Origin of the sequence: Novosphingobium sediminicola, assembly GCF_014196525.1 — a bacterium.
Classification (GTDB): Bacteria; Pseudomonadota; Alphaproteobacteria; order Sphingomonadales; family Sphingomonadaceae; genus Novosphingobium; species Novosphingobium sediminicola.
Genome location: NZ_JACIDX010000001.1, coordinates 339,504 through 359,150, shown reverse-complemented (window position 1 = coordinate 359,150; position 19,647 = coordinate 339,504). Strand labels below are relative to the sequence as shown.

The window sequence follows — 19,647 nt, the reverse complement described above, 5'->3', positions numbered from 1 at the left end:
GGGAGTGGCACCTTTTGTTCCATGCGCTAATAGCTTGGCCATGCGTCCCGATTTGCTCAATCCGCTGTTTGCCGAGGCCGGGGGCCTCAAAGGTGTGGGGCCGGGTCTGGCCCGCCCGCTGGAAAAGCTGGGGCTGAAACGGATCAGGGATTTCATTTATCACCTGCCCGACCGTTTCGTGCATCGTCGCGCGATTGCCGATCTGGACGAGGGCAGCATTGGCGAGCAGGTGGTGATCGCGCTGACGCCGGTGGAATATCGCGGTGGGCCATCGCCCAAGGCGCCGTTCCGCGTGATGGCCGAGGATGCCAAGGGCAATCTTTGCACGCTGGCCTATTTTGGACGCAATGCGGGTTGGGCCAAAAAGCAATTGCCGCTGAATGAAAAGCGCTGGGTGGCCGGGCGGCTGGATCAGTTTGGCGCGAATTTGCAGATCGTCCACCCCGACCATGTGAACCCCGAAGGCGCGGCCATGCTGGGGCAACTGGCCGAGGCGATCTATCCTTTGTCCGAAGGTTTGACTCAGGGCCGGATGGCGGCGTTGGTGCAACAGGCGCTGACCCACGCGCCGGACCTGCCCGAATGGTGCGAGCCGGGCGTGGTGGATCGCATGGGCTGGCCTGTCTGGCGCGAGGCTTTGACGCAGGCGCATCGCGATGAACACAAGCAGGCGCGCGACCGGCTGGCCTATGACGAATTGCTGGCCAATTCGCTGGCGCTGCTGCTGGTGCGCGCCAGCAATCGGCGGGCGCAGGGACAGCCTTTGCGCGGGGACGGGCGGCTGCGCGGCGCTTTGAAACTGCCCTTTGCGCTGACCGGCGCGCAGAAGCGCTCGATTGCCGAGATCGAGGGTGATCTGGCGCAGGCCGCGCCTATGCTGCGCCTGCTGCAAGGCGATGTGGGCAGCGGCAAGACCGTGGTGGCGCTCGAAAGCCTGCTGATCGCGGTGGAGGCTGGGGCGCAGGGCGCTTTGCTGGCCCCGACCGAAATCCTTGCGCGCCAGCATTTTGAGACCCTGTGCCGGATGGCCGCGCCCACGGGCGTCAACATCGCGCTCTATACCGGGCGCGACAAGGGCCGGGCGCGCGAATCGATCCTGATGGGCCTGATGGATGGCAGCATCGACATTGTGATAGGCACCCATGCGATCTTTCAGGACGCAGTGGTCTATCGCAATCTGGGCCTTGTCGTGATCGACGAGCAGCACCGTTTTGGCGTGGGCCAGCGCCTGATGTTGACGCAAAAGGGCAAGGGCACGCATTGTCTTGCCATGACTGCCACGCCCATCCCGCGCACGCTGACGCTGGCGCAATATGGCGAGATGGATGTTAGTCGCCTCGACGAACTCCCGCCGGGGCGGCAGGCCATCGACACGCGCGTGGTGGCGCAGGAACGCTTAAGCGATGTGGTCGAGGCGCTGGCCCGCCATTTTGCAACTGGCCAGCAGGCCTATTGGGTTTGCCCGATGGTGCGCGAGAGTGAAGTCACCGACCTTGCCGCCGCCGAGGAGCGCCACGAGATGCTCTCTCTCCGCTTTGGCGAGGATGCCGTGCTGGTCCATGGCCAGATGAAGCCCGAGCAGAAAGACGCCGCGATGGAGCGTTTCGCCAGCGGGCAGGCCAAGCTGCTGGTGGCCACCACCGTGATCGAGGTGGGGGTGGACGTGCCCAATGCCACGCTGATGGTGATCGAACAGGCCGAGCGTTTCGGTCTGGCTCAGCTCCATCAGCTGCGCGGGCGCGTGGGGCGGGGCAGCGAGAAATCGACCTGCCTGCTTCTGCGCGGGGAGACGCTTTCGGAGGTGTCGCGCGAACGGCTGGCGCTGATGCGCGAAACGCAGGACGGCTTCCGGCTGGCCGAGGAGGATCTGCGCCTGCGCGGTGGGGGCGAGTTGCTGGGTACGCGCCAATCAGGGGATACGCCTTTTCGGGTGGCCTCGCTGGATCAGATCACGCGGCTGCTGCCGATGGCGCATGATGACGCGCGGCTGTTGATCGAGCGCGATGGCGGCCTGACTGGCGAGCGAGGGGCGGCGGCGCGGGTGTTGCTCTATCTGTTCGAGCGGGATTGGGGGGTGCAGTTGTTAAGGGGGGGGTAGTTTTGCCTCCGGCGGGCAAAAATCAAACGCCCGCCAAAATCCCCATAACCTCTGCCACCGGCGTCAGCGCTCCCTTGCCCGAAAACCAACTGACCAGATTATCCACCACCAATTGCCCCATGGCGGCCCGTGTCTGCACCGAGGCTGAGCCGATATGCGGCAGCAGCACCAGTCCGGGATGGTCGATCAGCTCCTGCGGCACGCGCGGTTCATCCTCGAACACGTCGAGCCCTGCTGTCAGGATTTTCCCCTCGCGCAGGGCGGCGATCAGCGCCTGCGTATCGATCACGCTGCCCCGCGCCACGTTGATCAGTACACCGTTCGGCCCCAGCGCCTCCAGCACGGCCCCATTCACCGTATGGCGCGTGGCCGCCCCGCCGGGGATAAGCACGATCAGCACGTCGACCGCCTCGGCCAGCGCGAGCGGGGTGGGGTAATAGGCATAGGGCACGTCCTGCGGGCGGCGACCGCAATAGGCGATATCGACCGCGAAACCTTCGAGTCGCCGCGCCACCGCCTTGCCGATGTCGCCAAGGCCCAGGATGCCCACGCGCCGCCCGCGCAAGGATGCCGAGAGCGGAAAGGAGCGTTCGAGCCATTTCCCCGCGCGCAGATGGCGTTCGGCGGCGGGGATCTGGCGGATCGTGGCCAGCAGCAGCCCCAGCGCCAGATCGGCGGTTTCCTCGGTCAGCACGCCGGGCGTGTTGGTGACCACCACCCGGTGGGCCAGCGCGGCATCGACGTCGATATTGTCATAGCCCACGCCGAAACTGGCGATGATTTCGGCATGGGGCAGATGCCCCAGCAGATCCTCGCCCACCCGGCCATAGAGGGTCGATGTTGCCACGCCGCGAATGCGTGGCCCGATTTCGCGCAGAAAAGCCTGTTTGTCCGAAACCTCCCAGAGATGGTGCGTTTGGAAGCGCTCGCCCAACTGGGAAATGACGGTTGGCAGCATCGGGGCGGTGATTAGAATTTCATCCGGAATCATGGGCTTTCCAATGTAAATGGTGCTATTTTTGCCACGGGTGTTTCGCGAATGCAGCATGAAATTTCGTTTTATCGTTGAAAATGGAATATTGATACGCTAATCACCACGTGTCGGACACGAGACCCAAAGACGTTTTAGCGTCAGGATGGCTTCGGTTGCGATTGCAGGCGGGACGACATCTCTTGTTCAGGGTGGAGTCCACATAATGAAGGCACACAAGAATTTCCGCGCGCTGGCTGGTCTTGCCGGTATGGCTCTGGCGCTCAGCGCTCAGGCTGCCAAGGCTGAAGACGCCGCGCCCGCCGCTCCCAAGGAATTCACCGTCACGGGCAGCGTCTCGGTTCTCAGCGACTATCGCCTGCGCGGCGTTTCCCAGACCGACCGCGGCAAAACGCTTCAGGCCGGCGTGACCGTAACCCACAAGAGCGGTTTTTACGGCAGCGTGTTCAGCTCGAACCTAGCCGGTTGGGGCACGTTCGGCGGCCCGAACCTCGAATTCGACCTCATCGGCGGCTATGCCAAGGCGGTTGGCCCGGTCACGATCGACGCCGGTCTGACCTGGTACATGTATCCCGATGGCGCGGCCAAGACCGACTTTGCCGAACCCTATATCAAGGTTTCGGGCGCGGTTGGCCCGGTCAGCTATCTGGCGGGCGTGGCCTATGCTCCCAAGCAGAAGGCGCTGGGCAACTATTCGAACACGACCTACAGCTATGGCCAAGCCTACGATAACCTCTATCTGTGGGGCGACACCTCCTATGTCATCCCCTCGACCAAGCTGAAGCTGAAGGGCCACCTTGGTTACTCGAAGGGCAACCCTGGCCTCGGCCCGAACGGCACCTCGGTGGCGCCGACCGGTTCGTATTTCGACTGGCAGGTGGGCGGCGAATATCCGGTTGGCCCCTTCACCTTCGGCGTGTCCTGGGTTGATACCGACATTACGGCTGCCAAGTCGGCCTATCTGCAGCCCAACTTCTCGGTCCAGAACGGCCGCCTGAAGGGCGCCAGCATCGCCGGCAGCACGGCGCTGTTCTCGGCCACCGTATCGTTCTGATGATCTGATCCCGGGGGCGCCTTCGTGAGGGATGGCGCCCCCGAGACAGCACGAAACGCGAAAAGCGCGGGAGAGGGATGACCTCTCCCGCGCTTTTTCATTTCTTGAGGCCGATTTCGCGCAGGCGTTCCTGAAGATAATCATCCGCCGTGATCGAGACGGGATAGCGGTCCGGGTTTTCCGGCGTGATGCATTGCTCCAACGTCTTGAACGGAAAATCGCTGCGCAGATGCAGGAAGTAGGGCATCGAATAGCGGCTGTGGGCGGCGCGCTCAGCGTCCGGGTTGCGCACGCGGTGGGTGGTGCTGGGCAGGACATGGTTGGTCAGGCGTTGCAGCATGTCGCCGATGTTGATGACGATGGCGCCCTCGGGCGGGGCCACGCCCACCCAGCGGCCATCCTTGGTCAGCAGCTCCAGACCCGCCTCCTGCGCGCCCAACAGCAGGGTGATGAGGTTGATATCCTCATGGGCGCCCGCACGAATCGCGCCGCCCTCGGCATCGGCCACCGGCGGATAATGCAGCAGGCGCATCACCGAATTGCCATCCTCGATAGCCGGATCGAACCAGTTCTCGTCCAGCCCCAGATGCAGCGCGATGCGCGACAGGATCGTCGCGCCCGCCTTGTCGAATTCGGCATAGAGGCGCGAAAAGACATCCTGAAAGCCTTCGGGCGAATCGGGCCAGACATTGGGCGCCATGCTCGCGGCCAGCGGCGAACCCTCGGGCAGATCGCGCCCGACATGCCAGAATTCCTTCAGGTCATGCATCTTGGCGCCCTTGGCGATCTCCGTCTTGAACGGGGTGTAGCCGCGCGCGCCCGCAATGCCGGGGATAAAATACTTGCGCTTTTCCTCCTCGGGCAGCGCAAAGAATTGCGCGGTCAGCGCCCATGCCTGATCGATCAATGCAGAATCGATGCCGTGATCCTTGACCAGCGCAAAGCCATATTCGCGAAAGGACGCGCCAATCGCGCGGGCAAAATCCTGCGGGGCATCGGAAAGCGAGAGAACGGGAAGTTTGGCAAGATCCATGGGTGGTTCCGTGTTGTAACAGGCGCTAAGCTCGCGCCATCCATGAAGCCTCTTTAGGCGATCCGAGACGGGGACGCATGACCAAAATCAAATCCTATTGGCTGATGAAGTCCGAGCCCGATGCCTATTCCTATGACGATCTGGTCAAAGAGGGCGAGGGCACGTGGGACGGCGTGCGCAACCACCGCGCGGCCAACAATATGCGCGCGATGCAGCCGGGCGATCTGGCCTTCTTTTACCACTCGAACATCGGGCTGGAAATCGTGGGGATCATGGAGATCAGCCAGTCGGGCCTGACCGATCCTTCGGATGAAACGGGGCGCTGGGCCTGTGTGAAGGTGAAGCCCGTGCGCAAGTTGAAGCGCCCGGTGACGCTCAAACAGATCAAGGCCGATCCGTCGCTGGCCGATATCGAAATGCTGCGCCTCTCGCGCCTGTCGGTCAGCGCGATCACGCCGGAGGAATGGGACTATATTATCGCGCTTTCAGGGGGTTAATCAGCTCCGGCCCCTGTCCCGATCTGGGGCAGGGCGCAGCCGTCCCGAATTGGGACGGGTTAACCATTGTGGCACGCTTTCGAAATGGTGAACAAAATCTTAAGCCTTGGGCATGAGACGTTCACTGGTTCTGGGTGACGAGAGCGCCCATCATCCTTTTCTGCAAACGCTGCCCCCCCATGTGCGGGTGGACCGGCCGCTTGCATCGCCCCGGCACGAGGCGCCCGTCCCGGCGCCCAAGGCCGTGGCGGCCGGCTGGCTCAAACGCCAGGCCCATGCCGCGCCGCATATGGCGATGTCCCGCTTGCGCCATTGGCGCCGGGGCCTGACCATGCAGAATCTGCGCGAATTCCTGCTCGCCTATTGCGCCTGCTTTGTCGCGGTGATGGCCTTTATCGCCTGAGCGGCGAAAGGCCTATTCATCAGGCGAAAGGACGGGGGCCGCCGTGGATCTCGGCCTCGCGTTCGGCGCGGACCAGCAGGAATGCCAGCCATGCCGAAATCAGGCACATGGCCGCCGAAATCAGCACCAGATCGACGATCTCGACCCCCGCTGCGCCAAGGCCCACGGCAATCGCAGCGCCCACCACCATCGCGCCCGAATTGACCACATTGTTGGCCGCAATCGTGCGCGCGGTTTGGGATTTGTCGACGATGGTGGTCAGGAACGCATAGAGCGGCACCACGAACATGCCGCCCGCCACCGCGATCCCGCCCAGCGTGGCCAGCAGCAGCGGGGTGAGCGGATGGTGCAGGAATTCGCCGATGCTCATCAGATGGCCATCGACCGTGGGGGCAAAACGGGTGCAGACCTGTTGAAAGGCCACGACGAACAGCGCCATCACCAGCACCGAGGGCGGCGAATAGCGCGCCGAGACCTTGCCCTTGAGCAGCGCGTTGATTGACACCGAGCCCAGCGCCACGCCGATCGAAAAGATCACGAGGAACAGGCTGGCCACTTCCTTGCTGGCGCACAGGACGCGCTTGGCCAGCAGCGGGAATTCGATGAACAGCACCGCGCCCACGGTCCAGAAAAAGCTGATCGAGGCGATGGCGAGGAACACGCGGCGATCATGCATCGTGTTCTTCACCAGCTGTACCGAGGCGCGCAGGATGTGGAAATCGAGGGGCTGGGCCTCTTCCTGCGGCGGGGCAGGGGGGACCGAAAGGCAGGTGGCATAACCGACCAGCGCGGTGACGAACACGCCCGCCGCCGCCCATTCAACCGGAATGAACCCGGCCAGAATCGTGCCTGCCAAAATCGCGATATAGGTGCCGGCCTCGACCAGACCCGTACCTGCGAGCACTTCCTCGGATTTAAGATGCTGGGGCAGGATTGCATATTTGATCGGACCGAAAAAGGTCGAGTGGATGCCCATGCCCAGCAAAGCCAGCAGGATCAGCGGCATGGCCACCGGCATCAGCAGCATGTCCTGCCACGGCTCAAGCATGCCGTGCTTGGCCTGCCAGGCGATGACCAGTCCCGCGCCGCCCGCGATCATGATGCCGATTTCGGCCAGTTTGACCCAGCGGATGATCTGCGCCTTGTCGCGCATATCGGCCAGTTGCCCGGCCAGCGCCGAGAGGATGAAAAAGGGCACGATGAACAGCGCCGAGGCCACCGCCGAGAAAATCGCCTCGGACTTTTCCGAGTTGAACACGCCATAGACCACGAAGAACACCGCCGCGTTCTTATAGAGGTTGTCGTTGAACGCGCCCAGCAATTGCGTTGCGAACAGGGGCAGGAAGCGCCGCCGATGCAACAGGTGGGTGGATGTCGTCATGCTGTCTTGTCGATCCTTGTTGTGCGCGCTGTCCTAGCGAAACACACGGATGGGGCAAGAGGCGTGATGGGGTGTCGGAAAATTCACCCGAGAGGCGAACAGACGCATCGACCCGCGCTTTTGCCGGTTTCGGCCCGCGCAAATGCTACGCTGTAGGGGGCGCGTGGGGACAAGGTGCAGGCAAACAACGACTCTTGAGCTGCCATGTCTTTTTTGCGTTGCGGTTAGCGGCTATGGCGATTCGGCCATGCTGACTTTGCCCAACCTGCTCACCCTTTCCCGAATCGTTACCGTGCCCGTGCTGGTCTGGTTGCTGTGGTGGCCCGAATGGACCACCGGCTATGCGCTGGCCTTTGGCGTTTATTCGCTGATGGGCATTACCGACTATTTCGACGGCTACCTCGCCCGTGCGCAAGGGGCGGTCAGCAAGCTGGGCATTTTCCTCGACCCCATCGCCGACAAGATCATGGTCGCCGCCGTCATCCTCGTGCTGACCGCCAAGGGCGTGCTGACTGGGCCTTATGTGGGCGAGCTGCATGTGATTGCGGGCCTCATCATCCTGTTGCGCGAGATCGCGGTGTCGGGCCTGCGCGAATTTCTCGGCGGGATTCAGGTGTCGGTGCCGGTGTCAAAACTGGCCAAATGGAAAACCACCTTCCAGATCCTGTGCCTCGGCGCGCTGATCCTTGGGCGGGCGATGCCGTGGTGGCTGGTCGATGTGGGCGGCTATGTGGTGAATTTGCCCCATACCGTCGGGTTGACGACCCTGTGGGCCGCTGCTGCGCTGACGATGATTACCGGGTGGGATTATTTGCGCGTGGGGTTGAAGCATATGGATTGAAGGGGTTTTTGCCTCCGGCGGGCAAAGGGCGGGGGCCCTTTGCAATCCCGTTACTGTCGGCGTTGCGTTATGGGTTCGGCCTTGCGCGACATTGCCGCGCCGCAGGCTTTTAAACCGCTTCGCGGATAGAGCTTCGTTTGCCAGTCTTGCACCACCCCATAATGGGATTGCAAAGGGACGAGTCCCTTTGCCCGCCGGAGGCATAATCTACCCGATCAAACCTCGCTCCGATACCGATCCGGCCTGTGCCAGACCAGCACCACCCCATTCATCACCAGCGCCGCCACCAGCGACCAGAATCCGCGCTCGAAGCCCAGCACGGCGAAGGCAGAGGAGACGATCACCGCGTCGATGGCCATGCAGATCGCGCCGAAATGCCAGCCTTTCCATTGCGATAGCCAGCGCGCGATAACGGCCAGCCCGCCCACGCCCGTGGCATGGCGCGTGACGGCCAGAATGCCGATGCCCAGCGCCGTGCCGCCGACGATGGCGGCCATGGGCATGGAGATGCGCGCGATGACCAGATTGGCCGCGACCACATCGACCAGCGCCATGATGGCCAGCGTGGCGATGGTCGTGCGTAAGATGTAGGCCGTGCCCAGCCGCGACCAGAACAGCGCGAAGATTGGCAGGTTGATCCATGTGAACAGGCTGCCCGGCGGATAGGGCAGGACATAGGACAGCAGCAGCGCCACCCCCGCCACGCCGCCGGTAATCAGCCGTGCCTCGTGCAGCAGGTCGAGTCCGAGGCCGATCAGCAGGCAGCCGTTGGCGATGCCGAAAATGTCTTCGACAAGCGTGTGGGGCACCGTGGGCGAGGCGGCGGATTCGGAAAGAGGTTCTGTCATGATATGTCTTAATCATGACAGAATATTGCGCATCATGCAAGATACCTCACCCCGCGCGCAATTCCTCGGCCAACATGCGGAACTCCTCCGAACGCGGCGATTGCCGTCGCCAGACCAGCGCGATTTCGCGGTTCGCGCTGTCCGAACGCAGGGGGCGGGCCACCACATTCGTCCCGTTCAAAATCCCCGCATCCAACGCCATTTCGGGCAGCATGGTCAGCCCCAGCCCATTATCCACCATCTGCACCAGCGTGTGCAGCGAGGTGCCGATCATCGTCGCCGAAGCGCGCAATTCGGGCCGGTTACAGGCCGCCAGCGCATGTTCCTTCAGGCAATGTCCATCTTCCAGCAGCAGCAGGCGGTGCTCGTCGATCAGGTCGGGGCTGATCTCGGCAGGCGGGTCGCGCGGGTCGTCCTTGGGGAAGGCGACGAAGAGCGCGTCCAGCTCGATGGTTTCCTTCTCCACCTCGCCCGTGGCAAAGGGCAGGGCCAACAGCACGCAATCGGCCCGCCCGTGATGGAGCGATTCGATGGCCTGCGCGCTGGGTTCCTCGCGCAGGAAGAGTTTGAGATTGGGCCTTTCGCGCCGCAACCGGGGCAGCATGCGCGGCAGGAGGAAGGGCGCAATCGTGGGGATCACGCTCATCCGCACCTCGCCCGACAAAGGCTGGGACGAGGAATGGATGAGGTCGGACAATTCCTCGGCCTCGCGCAGGATGCGGTGCGATTTGGCCACCACCGCATTGCCCAGCGGTGTGAAGCGCACATTGCGCTTCGTCCGTTCCACCAGTACCACACCCAGCAGCGTTTCCAGATCGCGCAATCCCGCCGAAAGCGTCGATTGCGAGACAAAGCACGCTTCCGCCGCCCGGCCGAAATGGCCATGTTCATGCAAGCCGACCAGATATTGCAACTGTTTGAGCGTGGGCTGGTAAACGCTCATTCTTCCTCGCCCGCTTCCTGTTCTGCGGCGGGCGCTTCCGGATTGGCGCCTTCGGGATTGGCTTCCCGCATGTCGCCGTGCAATTCGTCGACATGGGTCATTTTCAGCCGCCCGTTGACCACGGCAAAGGCCAGCTTGCCCTCGACCAGATCGAGCGCATCGCGGCCAAACACGCCAAAGCGCCAGCCTTCCAGCACGCTGACCCCCTTGCGCACGCCGGCCGCCAACAGTTCCAGATCGTCGCTGCGGGCCAGCAGGCGGGCCGCCACGTCGATTTCGCGCGCACGAATTTTCAGCAGGAGCTTGAGCAGATCGGCGACCAGCGCGCCTTCCTTGCCCAAAGGCGCCCCGCGCGGGGCCTTGGGCGGCATTTCGGCCTCGGTCAAAGGCTGGGCATCGGCCAGAGTCTGCATCAGTCGCTTGCCGATGTCATTGTCCTTCCAGCCGGTGGAAAGCCCGCGCACCTTGGCCAGATCGGCCTGAGTCTTGGGCGGGTGGCTGGCAATATCGGCCAGGGTTTCATCGCGGGCGATGCGGCCGCGCGGGATGTTCTTGTCCTGCGCCTCATATTCGCGCCATGCCGCAAGGCCGCGCAAACGGCCCAGCATGGCCGGATTGCGCCCCGCCGCCTTGATCTTCAACCATGCGTTCTGCGCATCGTTGCGGTAATTGTCCGGGTCGGCCAGACGCTCCATCTCCGCATCCAGCCATTGCCCGCGCCCGGTCTTGATCAGGCGTTTCAGGATCTTGGGGAAAATCTTGGAGAGATGGGTCACGTCGCCGATCGCATATTCGATCTGGCGTTCGGTCAGGGGGCGGCGGCTCCAGTCGGTGAAACGCGCGCCCTTGTCGATCACCAGCCCCAGCCAGCTTTCGACCAGATTGGAGTAGCCGATCTGCTCGCTCTGGCTGATGGCCATCATCGCGATCTGGGTGTCGAAGATCGGGTGAGGGGTCTTGCCGGTCAGGTTGTAGATGATTTCCACATCCTGCCCGCCCGCGTGGAAGATCTTGAGCACGTCCTCATTGTCCACCAGCAGGTCGAGCAGCGGGGACAGATCGAGGTCGGGCGCTTTGGGGTCGATGGCGGCGGCTTCATTGGCATCGGCGATCTGGATCAGACACAGTTCGGGCCAATAGGTGCTCTCGCGCATGAATTCTGTATCGACGCAGACGAATTCTGATTTCGCCAGACGGCTGCAAAGATCGGCCAGCGCGTCGGAAGTGGTGATGAGCTTGTGAATCTTCATCGGTTTCTTTTCTATGCGCCAACCCCTAGAGGTCGGCTTGATGGTTGGCCCGGATGCGGGCCGGAGCCTGCCGACAGCGCGAAAAGCGCATATCAGCGGGCGGTTTTGGGCCGGTCTTCGGCCCTGTCGGCTTGACAAAAGCGCGGCCATCGCCTGTTAGCCGCGCATCAGCCTGTCCAGCAATGGGCAGGAATCCCCTATCCCTGCCCGATTGGCGCAAGAATGGAAAGAGTTGTCATGTCCTCGCCCAAAACACAGGCGCATCCCTATCGTTCGCACACTTGCGTTGCGCTCAATTCGGATGCCGTGGGTCAGAATGTCCGCCTCTCCGGCTGGGTCCACCGCAAGCGTGACCATGGCGGGGTGCTGTTCGTCGACCTGCGCGACCATTACGGCATCACCCAGATCGTGGCCGACAGCGACAGCGCGGCGCTGCCCGTGCTTGAATCTTTGCGCGTGGAAAGCGTGGTAACGATCGACGGTGTGGTCAAAGCCCGCAGCGAAGGCACCGTGAACCCTAACCTGCCCACCGGCAGCATCGAGGTCTTTGCCCGCGAGGCCACCGTGCTGAGCCGCGCCGAGGAACTGCCGATGCCGGTGGCCGGCGAGCAGGAATATCCTGAGGAAATCCGCCTCAAGTATCGCTTCCTCGACCTGCGCCGCGAAACGCTGCACGCCAATATTGTGAAGCGCACCAAGGTCATCTCTTCGATGCGCCGCGCGATGGAAGACATCGGCTTTACCGAATATTCGACGCCGATCCTGACGGCTTCGTCGCCCGAAGGTGCGCGCGACTTCCTCGTGCCCAGCCGTATCCATCCGGGCACCTTCTTCGCGCTGCCGCAGGCGCCGCAGCAGTATAAGCAATTGCTGATGGTGGCCGGTTTCGACCGCTATTTCCAGATCGCCCCCTGCTTCCGCGACGAAGATCCGCGCGCGGACCGTCTGCCGGGCGAATTCTACCAGCTTGACCTCGAAATGAGCTTTGTCACGCAGGAAGAAGTCTGGGAAACGATGGAGCCGGTGATCGGCGGCATCTTTGAAAAGTTCGCTGACGGCCGCAGCGTGACGCCGACCGGCAGCTTCCCGCGCATCGCCTATGACGATGCGATCCTGCGTTATGGCAGCGACAAGCCCGACCTGCGCAACCCGATCCTGATCTCGGACGTGTCGCATCACTTCACGACCAGCGGCTTTGGCCTGTTTGAAAAGATCGTCGGCACGGGCGGCGTTGTGCGCGCCATTCCGGCCCCGAACACGGCGGACAAGAGCCGCAAGTTCTTTGACGAAATGAACGAATGGGCGCGCAGCGAAGGCCATGCCGGTCTTGGCTATGTCACCCGCAAGGGCGGTGAATTCGGCGGCCCCATCGCCAAGAACCACGGCACCGAAGGCATGGAAAAGCTCTATGCCGAACTGGGTCTTGGCGCCGATGATGGCCTGTTCTTTGCGGCGGGCAAGCCCGATCAGGCAGCCAAGCTGGCAGGCGCGGCGCGCACCCGCGTCGGCACGCTGCTGGGCCTGATCGACGAGAGCAAGTTTGAGCTGTGCTGGATTGTCGACTTCCCCTTCTTTGAGGAAGGCGAAGAGCCGGGCAGCATCGACTTTGCCCACAATCCCTTCTCGATGCCGCAGGGCGGTCTGGAAGCGCTGACCGATGGGCGCGATCCGCTGTCCATCAAGGCGTTCCAGTACGATCTGGTCTGCAACGGCTTTGAAATCGCCTCGGGTTCGATCCGTAACCAGCACCCGGACCTGATGGTCAAGGCGTTCGAGACGGTGGGCCTGTCCAAGCAGGACGTGGAAGACCGCTTTGGCGGCATGTATCGCGCGTTCCAGTATGGCGCCCCGCCGCATGGCGGCATGGCCGCTGGCGTCGACCGTATCGTCATGCTGATCTGCGGCGCGCAGAACCTGCGCGAAATCACGCTGTTCCCGATGAACCAGCGCGCCGAGGACCTCCTGATGAACGCGCCTGCTCCGGCCAGCCTGAAGCAATTGCGCGAGCTTCACATCCGCGTGGTGGAACAGCCCAAGGGCTAAGGTTTCCGTCTTAAATCACGGTTCAAGCAAGGACTGGTCGAGCGTGATGCGTTCGGCTAGTCCTTCTTTTTGCGCCCATGCCAAAACCTCGGGCGAGAGGCGGTGGAAGCGGTCATAGGCTTCCTCCTCGGCGATGGCGTCGCCCAGCACGCGCCATGCCTCATGCCCCTGAATCCAGCGGTGGCCCCCGCCATAGGGCGTGGTGCCCGTGCCATCGCGCCGCCGGTTCCACAATGCCCGCCAGCGTTCGAGCGTGATGCAGTTGAAATGCAGCAAAAGCGTGCCCTCCGGCTCGCCCACCGGCAGTTCGGGCGCCTCGACATGATGGATCGCCAGGCGCTGAACCGGAGAGGCCACCCGCACCGCCACCTTTGACGCGATATGGCCGCGCAGCCAACGTTCGCCCACGCGCAGATGCTGGGGCACGCGGGCGGGAATGTCGGCGGCGGGAATGGAAATCCGAAACCAGTCCGATGCAAAGGCATGGGGCGCGACGCCGGGCGGGGCAATCGCCTCACGCAGGGCAAAGCGGGCGACATCCTGCTCCATCGCCTCCAGAATGGCGCCGATCGGACGGCCGTCGGTCAACACCAGTTCGTCGCTGTCGATATGCGCCAGCCAGTCGGCCCCCTCGCGCCGGGCCATGTCCAGCGCGAGATTGGCATTGGCGATCTGGCGCAGGTCGATCAGCTCCGGCTTCCGGCCCGTCAGAGCGCGCCAATGGGCCGCATCACAAGCGATCACCGTCACATCGGGCTGATTTTGCAGGCCTTGCGCCCATGAATCATCGGGATCGTCGAAAAACAGGATCTGGCGCGAAAAGCCCATTGAGCGATGAAATCGCACGAATCGCCCCATTTCATCCCCCACCGGGCGAACCGTCGAGGCCAGCCAGACTTGCGTTCCCATGATAAGCCCTTTCGTACGAGGGAGCAAAAACACGGCTAACATCGCTCTGGAAGGGCGGCAATCGCAGCAGGAAGGGGGGCGCAACGGTTGTGATGTGCAATCCCGCTTGCCAGTCTGCGCGCCACCCATTAGGGGCGCGCATTGAGTTTCACAATTTCGCCGCTTTTCGTAAGGGGAATATCATGAGCACCATCGAGGCGCAGGTTAAGAAGATTGTTGTCGAACACCTCGGCGTTGAAGAAGACAAGGTCGTTGCCGACGCCAGCTTCATCGACGATCTGGGCGCTGACTCGCTCGACATCGTTGAACTGGTGATGGCTTTCGAAGAAGAGTTCGGCGTGGAAATTCCCGACGATGCTGCCGAAAAGATCGCCACGGTCAATGACGCCATCGCCTTTATCGAGGCGAACAAGGGCTGATTTTGCCAAAGGGCCGGTGGGGCTGACGCGCCCGCCTGATGAATGGGCGGGGCGATGTCGTCCCACAGGTCCTGCGTCGAAATGGGATGATGGCCTTGGCCGGAATCTGTATTCGGCGTCGACCTTCGGGGTCATGATCAGGCCCGGTCCGCTTTATCGGGCCGGGCTTGCTTGTTATCGGACATTTGGCCAGAATAAGCGCCTGTTGGGTCGCTGTTGGTTGCCGCAACGGCTTGGTCGGTATGGTCTGTCGATGCGGTAGAGGGAGAATCGAGAATGCGTCGTGTTGTCGTCACCGGGCTTGGTCTGGTCACCCCGCTGGGCGCTGACGTGGAAACCGCCTGGGCAAATATCCTTGCCGGCAAATCTGGCGCGGGCAAGATCACCAAGTTCGATGCGTCGGCGCAAAAGTGCCATATCGCTTGCGAAGTGAAGCCTGCCGACCACGAATATGGCTTCGATGCGGGCAAGCGCGTCGATCACAAGATCCAGCGTCAGGTCGATCCCTTTATTGTTTTCGGCATTGATGCAGCGGGTCAGGCGCTGGAAGACGCCGGTCTGGTGGACGCGCCCGAAGAAATGCGCCTGCGCATGGGCTGCTCGATCGGCAGCGGCATCGGCGGTCTGCCCGGTATCGAAAGCGAATCGCTGGTGCTGGCCAACAAGGGGCCGGGCCGCGTTTCGCCGCATTTCGTCCATGGCCGCCTGATCAACCTGATCTCGGGTCAGGTTTCGATCAAGTATGGCCTGATGGGGCCGAATCATGCAGTGGTCACGGCCTGCTCGACCGGCGCCCATTCGATTGGCGATGCCGCGCGCATGATCCGCGACGATGATGCCGACATCATGCTGGCTGGCGGCGCGGAATCGACCGTGTGCCCGATCGGCATTGCCGGTTTCGCTCAGGCCAAGGCGCTCAATTGCAGCTTTAACGACCGGCCCGAACAGGCCAGCCGCCCCTATGACAAGGACCGCGACGGTTTCGTCATGGGCGAGGGCGCGGGCGTGGTCGTGCTGGAGGAATATGAGCACGCCAAGGCGCGCGGCGCGAAGATCTATGCCGAAGTGGTCGGCTATGGCCTGTCAGGCGATGCCTATCACGTGACGGCGCCGCATCCGGAAGGTTTCGGGGCATTCCGCTCGATGGAAATGGCGCTGAAGAAGGCGGGCATGACGCCTGCCGACATCGATTATGTCAACGCGCATGGCACCTCGACCATGGCCGACACGATTGAACTGGCCTCGGTCAAGCGCCTGTTCGGCGATGACATTGCCAATGTCTCGATGTCCTCGACCAAGAGCGCCATCGGCCATCTGCTGGGCGGCGCGGGCGCGGTGGAAACCATCTTCTGCATTCTGGCCATCCGTGACCAGATCGTGCCCCCTACGCTCAATCTGGACAATCCGGATGAAGGCACCGAGGGCGTTGACCTGGTGCCCCACGTGGCCAAGAAGCGCCGCGTGCGTGCGGCTCTCAACAACAGCTTCGGCTTTGGCGGGACCAATGCCAGCGTTGTTGTGAAGGCGCTGGAAGACTAAGCAGGACACTTGGAACGGGGGCTTGCCATCGGGCGCCCCCGTTCCCACCTGAAAGAACAGAGATGGCGGGCGCCTTTGGGGGCTCGCCTGATCTGTATTTGGCATCAGGCAGAAGAGAGCCGGAAGCGCCCATGAAGAAACCCGTCCTGATCGTTCTTGGCGTGGCCGCGCTGGCCATTGGCGCGCCGGTGGCCAGCCTGCTGCATGGCTGGTATGGCGCGGGGCCTTTGCCGCAGGATCGGCCCTTTACCGTGCCCGATGGCGCGGGGCTGACGGTGGTGGCGGCCAAGCTTCAGCGTGAGGGTGCGATCTATTCGGCGCGGGCGCTGCGTTTCCATGCCAAGCTGATGCGGGCCGGGGCGGGCATCAAGGCCGGCGAATTCCTGCTGCCCAAGGGCGCCAGCGAGCAGCAGATTCTGGCGATCATCACCGGCGATCAGGTGCTGCGCCGCTTTGTCACGATTGCCGAGGGTCTGCCTTCGGTGATGGTGCGCGAAAAGCTGCTGGCCAATGCGGACCTTGTCGGCACGGTCGATGCCCCGCGTGAGGGCAGCATCCTGCCCGACACCTATGACATCAAGAAGGGCGCCACCCGCGCCTCGGTGGTGGCCACGATGCAGGCAGCGATGACCAAGGTGCTGGCTGAGGAATGGGCCGCGCGTGGCCCCGACACGGTGGCCAAGACGCCTGAAGAAGCGCTGACGCTGGCCTCCATCGTCGAAAAGGAAACCGGCAAGCCCGAGGAGCGCGCGATGGTGGCGGGCCTCTATTCGAACCGCCTGCGCCAGCATATCATGCTTCAGGCCGACCCGACGATCATCTATCCGATCACGCAGGGCAAGCCGTTGGGCCGCCGCATCCGTCAGAGCGAGATTGCCGCGAAGAACGACTACAACACCTATTCGATGGTGGGCCTGCCCAAGGGGCCGATCACCAATCCCGGGCGCGATTCCATCCATGCCGTGCTGCACCCGGCCAAGACGCAGGCGCTCTATATGGTGGCTGACGGCACCAAGGGTCATGCCTTTGCCAACACGCTCGAAGAGCATAACAAGAATGTCGAACGTTGGTTCGCCATCCGCCGCCAGAGGGGAGAGATCTAGCTCAGCAGGTCGCGCCCGGCCGCTGCATGGGCATAGGCCATCGAGCCCAGCGCAATGGCAAAGATGACCGCAGGAAAGGCGATCACGCCCGGCCCCTTGGCCGCCACCAGCGGCGAGAGGACCAGCGCATAGCTGAACTGCGCGACGATGCCGATGGTGGAAATCGCAAACAGCCACACCGCCGCCCGCCTTTGCAGCAACAGCGCCACAGCGCCCAGCAGCCCGCTCCACGTGCCCACCGCATAGGCGATCCACGCCCAGAGCGGCATCGCCTGCCACACCTCGATCTGCACCTTGTCGCCTTGTGCCAGCGTTTCCGGGCTGGTGCTGGATTGCAGCGCCCACATGGCCACGCCCACCGCGTTCCACACCGTCAGGATGATGGCGATCATGCGTTGCCTTCCGGCGGTTTTCGGCATGGGCTGTCTCCCCCGTATTTTGCCCGGAATGTGACAGAGGGCCCCGCTATGCGCAAGCATCTCCATCGTGCGGGGCGGAGGTGCCGGAAGGCGGTTTTGCCCTCTGACAAAAAAATTTCACCAAACATGCAATGGGCTGTTGACGCCTTTGCCCGTCGTGGCTATTCGGCCCGCCTGCACCGGGCAATGGTGACCGACACGGTCGCCGCCAGTCATGGGGCGGAGTAGCTCAGCAGGTTAGAGCAGCGGAATCATAATCCGCGTGTCGGGGGTTCGAGTCCCTCCTCCGCTACCACCTTAACAGTTGTAGGCACCGCCTTTGCTGTTTTGGTATTGGCCAGAGCCAGTGCGGCTTCCAGCGATCCTAGGATTTCGACTTTGCATTTGCGCTCGCCCGGCGAGACGTGAACCGTGTGGATCAGCGCGCGGATTTGGCCTGAGGCAGAGCTGTCGGTGATCTCCTCGGTGCGTAGGCCGGAGAGGAGAGCCTTTACCCTTTCGCGGTAGGCTTTGGCCACCTTGGGGTTGAGCGACAGTTCGGGCATGGGCGGCTCGTCGGCCAATTCGGCTCGAAGGCGTTGCTGTTCGAGCTTCTTTTCGTTCAGCACCGCGCGGATCTCGGTGAAGTCGGCGCCGCCATCAGCGATGGCCGACACCAGACGGGCAATCGCAGCCTCGGTCTCGCGCAGTCGCTTTTCTTTCGAGGTGCGCGTTTTGCCGCCTTCCCGCAGGCGCCGGTCGCGTTCGGTCTGATATTGCTTGAGCAGGAGCGCCACGGCATCGTCGGCGAGCAGCTTGTCCTCAAGCCCGGCCATGACGCGGGTCTGCAATTCCTGCACGGTGATTGTGCGGTTGTTCGGGCAATTGCCGCCGCGTCGATGGCTGTTGCAGCCAAGGCGGTTGGCCGAATAGACGGCAAAGCCGCCCTGGCACACGCCGCAGCGGACCAGACCCGAGAGCAGGTGGCGGGGGCGTTTGGCTCGAACAAGGGGGCCATTTGAGCGCGCTGTGCGGATGGCCGTGACCCGATCCCACAATTCGTCGCTGATGATCCGCATTTCGGGAATGTAGGTCTCGGCGTGTTCCTCGACATTGTTGACGCGGCTCACCCGATTGCGCGTTTCCGGGTTACGGACCATCTTGACCCGGTTGTAGACAAAGCGTCCGGTGTAGATCGGGTTCTGGAGCAGGCCGATCCGGCGGCTTGCCGAGCCGACAATGGCCGACACGCTCCATTCGCCGCCATTGGGGGACGGGATGCCTTCGGCATTCAGGCTGCGACAGATAGCCTTGGGGCCACGGCCATCGGCATATTCTTCCATGATGCGGCGGACAATGACGGCCTGTTCCGGGTTGATGGACCGCAATCCGCGATCCAGCTCACCCCGGTCGTTGAGCTGTCGAACCACGTCATAGCCATAGGTCCGCCCGCCGGGGATGCGCCCGCGCGCCACCGAGCCGCGCTGACCACGGCGGATTTTGTCCGCCATTTTCTCCAGCTCCATGGCATCCATCGTGCCTTTCAGGCCGATGTGAAGCTGTGAGATTTCACCAGCAGAGAGCGACCAGATGCGGGCGCCTGCGAAGCGGACACGTTTGAAAATCCCGGCCACGTCTTCAAGATCGCGCGCGATGCGGTCGAGATCCTCGACCAGCAAAGTATCGAAGCGGCGTTCCTGAATATGAGCCAGCAGTTGGTTCAGGCCGGGGCGCCGGTTGTTTGCCCCTGACATGGCAAGATCGTGATAGGTTTCGACGACCTGCCAACCCTTGCTTTCGGCAAAGCGGGTGCATTCGCGGATCTGGTCTTCCGCCGAGGTTTCGGACTGTCGGTCGGTTGAGAAGCGGGCGTAGATGGCGCAGCGATGCATGGTTC

The 19,647-nt window shown here is 62.8% G+C and carries 18 protein-coding genes and 1 tRNA gene; 10 read left to right on the top strand and 9 right to left on the bottom strand.

The features are described from left to right. The first annotated feature begins 40 nt into the window (after positions 1-40). Positions 41-2,098: an ATP-dependent DNA helicase RecG gene (recG, locus tag GGR38_RS01800; RefSeq protein ID WP_183622058.1), complete on the top strand. Its 2,058-nt coding sequence runs from the start codon at positions 41-43 to the stop codon at positions 2,096-2,098. A gap of 22 nt (positions 2,099-2,120) precedes the next feature. Here recG and GGR38_RS01795 read toward each other — a convergent pair whose 3' ends face one another. After that, positions 2,121-3,089 carry a 2-hydroxyacid dehydrogenase gene (locus tag GGR38_RS01795; protein ID WP_183622056.1) on the bottom strand — a complete coding sequence of 323 codons (969 nt, stop codon included), beginning with the start codon at positions 3,087-3,089 and terminating at the stop codon, positions 2,121-2,123. A 205-nt stretch (positions 3,090-3,294) separates the two neighbouring features. Between GGR38_RS01795 and GGR38_RS01790 the strand changes: the two genes are divergently transcribed. Further along, positions 3,295-4,143, top strand: a complete 849-nt coding sequence (locus GGR38_RS01790; protein ID WP_183622054.1) for a TorF family putative porin — start codon at positions 3,295-3,297, stop codon at positions 4,141-4,143. Between the two features lie 97 nt (positions 4,144-4,240). Here the strand turns inward: GGR38_RS01790 and GGR38_RS01785 are convergent, their stop codons facing one another. Next, positions 4,241-5,176: an isopenicillin N synthase family dioxygenase gene (locus tag GGR38_RS01785; RefSeq protein WP_183622052.1), complete on the bottom strand. Its 936-nt coding sequence runs from the start codon at positions 5,174-5,176 to the stop codon at positions 4,241-4,243. 77 nt (positions 5,177-5,253) lie between these two features. Here GGR38_RS01785 and GGR38_RS01780 point away from each other — a divergent pair, with 77 nt between their 5' ends. Then, on the top strand, positions 5,254-5,673 hold the full coding sequence (locus tag GGR38_RS01780; protein ID WP_183622051.1) for an EVE domain-containing protein: 420 nt from the start codon (positions 5,254-5,256) through the stop codon (positions 5,671-5,673). A 112-nt stretch (positions 5,674-5,785) separates the two neighbouring features. Continuing rightward, complete coding sequence (locus GGR38_RS01775; RefSeq protein ID WP_183622049.1) at positions 5,786-6,076, top strand: hypothetical protein; 291 nt, start codon at positions 5,786-5,788, stop codon at positions 6,074-6,076. A 19-nt stretch (positions 6,077-6,095) separates the two neighbouring features. Here GGR38_RS01775 and GGR38_RS01770 read toward each other — a convergent pair whose 3' ends face one another. Next, positions 6,096-7,457: an MFS transporter gene (locus GGR38_RS01770; RefSeq protein WP_183622047.1), complete on the bottom strand. Its 1,362-nt coding sequence runs from the start codon at positions 7,455-7,457 to the stop codon at positions 6,096-6,098. Positions 7,458-7,704: 247 nt separating this feature from the next. On the opposite strand from GGR38_RS01770, the gene pgsA reads away from it, so the two are divergent. After that, positions 7,705-8,298, top strand: a complete 594-nt coding sequence (gene pgsA, locus GGR38_RS01765) for a CDP-diacylglycerol--glycerol-3-phosphate 3-phosphatidyltransferase (RefSeq protein WP_172341502.1) — start codon at positions 7,705-7,707, stop codon at positions 8,296-8,298. Between the two features lie 215 nt (positions 8,299-8,513). On the opposite strand, the gene GGR38_RS01760 is transcribed toward pgsA, so the two are convergent. Genes GGR38_RS01760 through rnd form a run of 3 tightly spaced genes read right to left on the bottom strand, consistent with a single transcriptional unit; the run spans position 8,514 to position 11,339 of the window. Then, positions 8,514-9,146 carry a YitT family protein gene (locus GGR38_RS01760; RefSeq protein WP_183622045.1) on the bottom strand — a complete coding sequence of 211 codons (633 nt, stop codon included), beginning with the start codon at positions 9,144-9,146 and terminating at the stop codon, positions 8,514-8,516. A gap of 46 nt (positions 9,147-9,192) precedes the next feature. Then, on the bottom strand, positions 9,193-10,089 hold the full coding sequence (locus GGR38_RS01755; protein ID WP_183622043.1) for a hydrogen peroxide-inducible genes activator: 897 nt from the start codon (positions 10,087-10,089) through the stop codon (positions 9,193-9,195). Beyond that, positions 10,086-11,339 (bottom strand): ribonuclease D, encoded by a 1,254-nt coding sequence (rnd, locus tag GGR38_RS01750; RefSeq protein WP_183622042.1) that lies wholly within the window; start codon positions 11,337-11,339, stop codon positions 10,086-10,088. Before rnd ends, GGR38_RS01755 begins: the two co-directional genes overlap by 4 nt. A gap of 237 nt (positions 11,340-11,576) precedes the next feature. Between rnd and aspS the strand changes: the two genes are divergently transcribed. Further along, entirely contained in the window at positions 11,577-13,382 is a 1,806-nt protein-coding gene (aspS, locus tag GGR38_RS01745) for an aspartate--tRNA ligase (RefSeq protein WP_183622040.1), read from the top strand. Positions 13,383-13,397: 15 nt separating this feature from the next. Here the strand turns inward: aspS and GGR38_RS01740 are convergent, their stop codons facing one another. Beyond that, the gene (locus tag GGR38_RS01740) at positions 13,398-14,291 is read right to left on the bottom strand and encodes a glycosyltransferase family 2 protein (protein ID WP_183622038.1); all 894 of its coding nucleotides are present in this window, start codon (positions 14,289-14,291) and stop codon (positions 13,398-13,400) included. A gap of 182 nt (positions 14,292-14,473) precedes the next feature. On the opposite strand from GGR38_RS01740, the gene GGR38_RS01735 reads away from it, so the two are divergent. From GGR38_RS01735 to mltG, 3 genes are all read left to right on the top strand, one after another. Then, on the top strand, positions 14,474-14,710 hold the full coding sequence (locus GGR38_RS01735) for an acyl carrier protein (protein WP_168603874.1): 237 nt from the start codon (positions 14,474-14,476) through the stop codon (positions 14,708-14,710). Between the two features lie 276 nt (positions 14,711-14,986). After that, on the top strand, positions 14,987-16,249 hold the full coding sequence (gene fabF / locus GGR38_RS01730) for a beta-ketoacyl-ACP synthase II (RefSeq protein WP_183622037.1): 1,263 nt from the start codon (positions 14,987-14,989) through the stop codon (positions 16,247-16,249). Between the two features lie 131 nt (positions 16,250-16,380). Next, positions 16,381-17,352: an endolytic transglycosylase MltG gene (gene mltG, locus GGR38_RS01725; protein ID WP_183622035.1), complete on the top strand. Its 972-nt coding sequence runs from the start codon at positions 16,381-16,383 to the stop codon at positions 17,350-17,352. Here the strand turns inward: mltG and GGR38_RS01720 are convergent. Further along, positions 17,349-17,744: a sugar transporter gene (locus tag GGR38_RS01720; protein WP_183622033.1), complete on the bottom strand. Its 396-nt coding sequence runs from the start codon at positions 17,742-17,744 to the stop codon at positions 17,349-17,351. The two genes, mltG and GGR38_RS01720, sit on opposite strands and share 4 nt — an antisense overlap. A gap of 245 nt (positions 17,745-17,989) precedes the next feature. Here GGR38_RS01720 and GGR38_RS01715 point away from each other — a divergent pair. Further along, a tRNA-Met gene (locus GGR38_RS01715) sits at positions 17,990-18,066 on the top strand. Here the strand turns inward: GGR38_RS01715 and GGR38_RS24605 are convergent. Next, a complete protein-coding gene (locus GGR38_RS24605; RefSeq protein ID WP_425497035.1) occupies positions 18,023-19,642 on the bottom strand; it encodes a recombinase family protein in 1,620 nt (539 codons plus the stop codon). The two genes, GGR38_RS01715 and GGR38_RS24605, sit on opposite strands and share 44 nt — an antisense overlap. Between the last annotated feature and the right edge of the window lie 5 nt (positions 19,643-19,647).

What these genes read in the sequence shown, in the direction of transcription:
- GGR38_RS01760 (WP_183622045.1), bottom strand. Translation starts at nt 9,146, where the DNA reads ATGACAGAACCTCTTTCCGAATCCGCCGCCTCGCCCACGGTGCCCCAC.
- recG (WP_183622058.1), top strand. Translation starts at nt 41, where the DNA reads ATGCGTCCCGATTTGCTCAATCCGCTGTTTGCCGAGGCCGGGGGCCTC.
- GGR38_RS01720 (WP_183622033.1), bottom strand. Translation starts at nt 17,744, where the DNA reads ATGATCGCCATCATCCTGACGGTGTGGAACGCGGTGGGCGTGGCCATG.
- pgsA (WP_172341502.1), top strand. Translation starts at nt 7,705, where the DNA reads ATGCTGACTTTGCCCAACCTGCTCACCCTTTCCCGAATCGTTACCGTG.
- rnd (WP_183622042.1), bottom strand. Translation starts at nt 11,339, where the DNA reads ATGAAGATTCACAAGCTCATCACCACTTCCGACGCGCTGGCCGATCTT.
- fabF (WP_183622037.1), top strand. Translation starts at nt 14,987, where the DNA reads ATGCGTCGTGTTGTCGTCACCGGGCTTGGTCTGGTCACCCCGCTGGGC.
- GGR38_RS01770 (WP_183622047.1), bottom strand. Translation starts at nt 7,457, where the DNA reads ATGACGACATCCACCCACCTGTTGCATCGGCGGCGCTTCCTGCCCCTG.
- GGR38_RS01755 (WP_183622043.1), bottom strand. Translation starts at nt 10,089, where the DNA reads ATGAGCGTTTACCAGCCCACGCTCAAACAGTTGCAATATCTGGTCGGC.
- GGR38_RS24605 (WP_425497035.1), bottom strand. Translation starts at nt 19,642, where the DNA reads ATGCATCGCTGCGCCATCTACGCCCGCTTCTCAACCGACCGACAGTCC.
- GGR38_RS01780 (WP_183622051.1), top strand. Translation starts at nt 5,254, where the DNA reads ATGACCAAAATCAAATCCTATTGGCTGATGAAGTCCGAGCCCGATGCC.
- GGR38_RS01775 (WP_183622049.1), top strand. Translation starts at nt 5,786, where the DNA reads ATGAGACGTTCACTGGTTCTGGGTGACGAGAGCGCCCATCATCCTTTT.
- GGR38_RS01785 (WP_183622052.1), bottom strand. Translation starts at nt 5,176, where the DNA reads ATGGATCTTGCCAAACTTCCCGTTCTCTCGCTTTCCGATGCCCCGCAG.
- aspS (WP_183622040.1), top strand. Translation starts at nt 11,577, where the DNA reads ATGTCCTCGCCCAAAACACAGGCGCATCCCTATCGTTCGCACACTTGC.
- GGR38_RS01790 (WP_183622054.1), top strand. Translation starts at nt 3,295, where the DNA reads ATGAAGGCACACAAGAATTTCCGCGCGCTGGCTGGTCTTGCCGGTATG.
- GGR38_RS01795 (WP_183622056.1), bottom strand. Translation starts at nt 3,089, where the DNA reads ATGATTCCGGATGAAATTCTAATCACCGCCCCGATGCTGCCAACCGTC.
- GGR38_RS01740 (WP_183622038.1), bottom strand. Translation starts at nt 14,291, where the DNA reads ATGGGAACGCAAGTCTGGCTGGCCTCGACGGTTCGCCCGGTGGGGGAT.
- mltG (WP_183622035.1), top strand. Translation starts at nt 16,381, where the DNA reads ATGAAGAAACCCGTCCTGATCGTTCTTGGCGTGGCCGCGCTGGCCATT.
- GGR38_RS01735 (WP_168603874.1), top strand. Translation starts at nt 14,474, where the DNA reads ATGAGCACCATCGAGGCGCAGGTTAAGAAGATTGTTGTCGAACACCTC.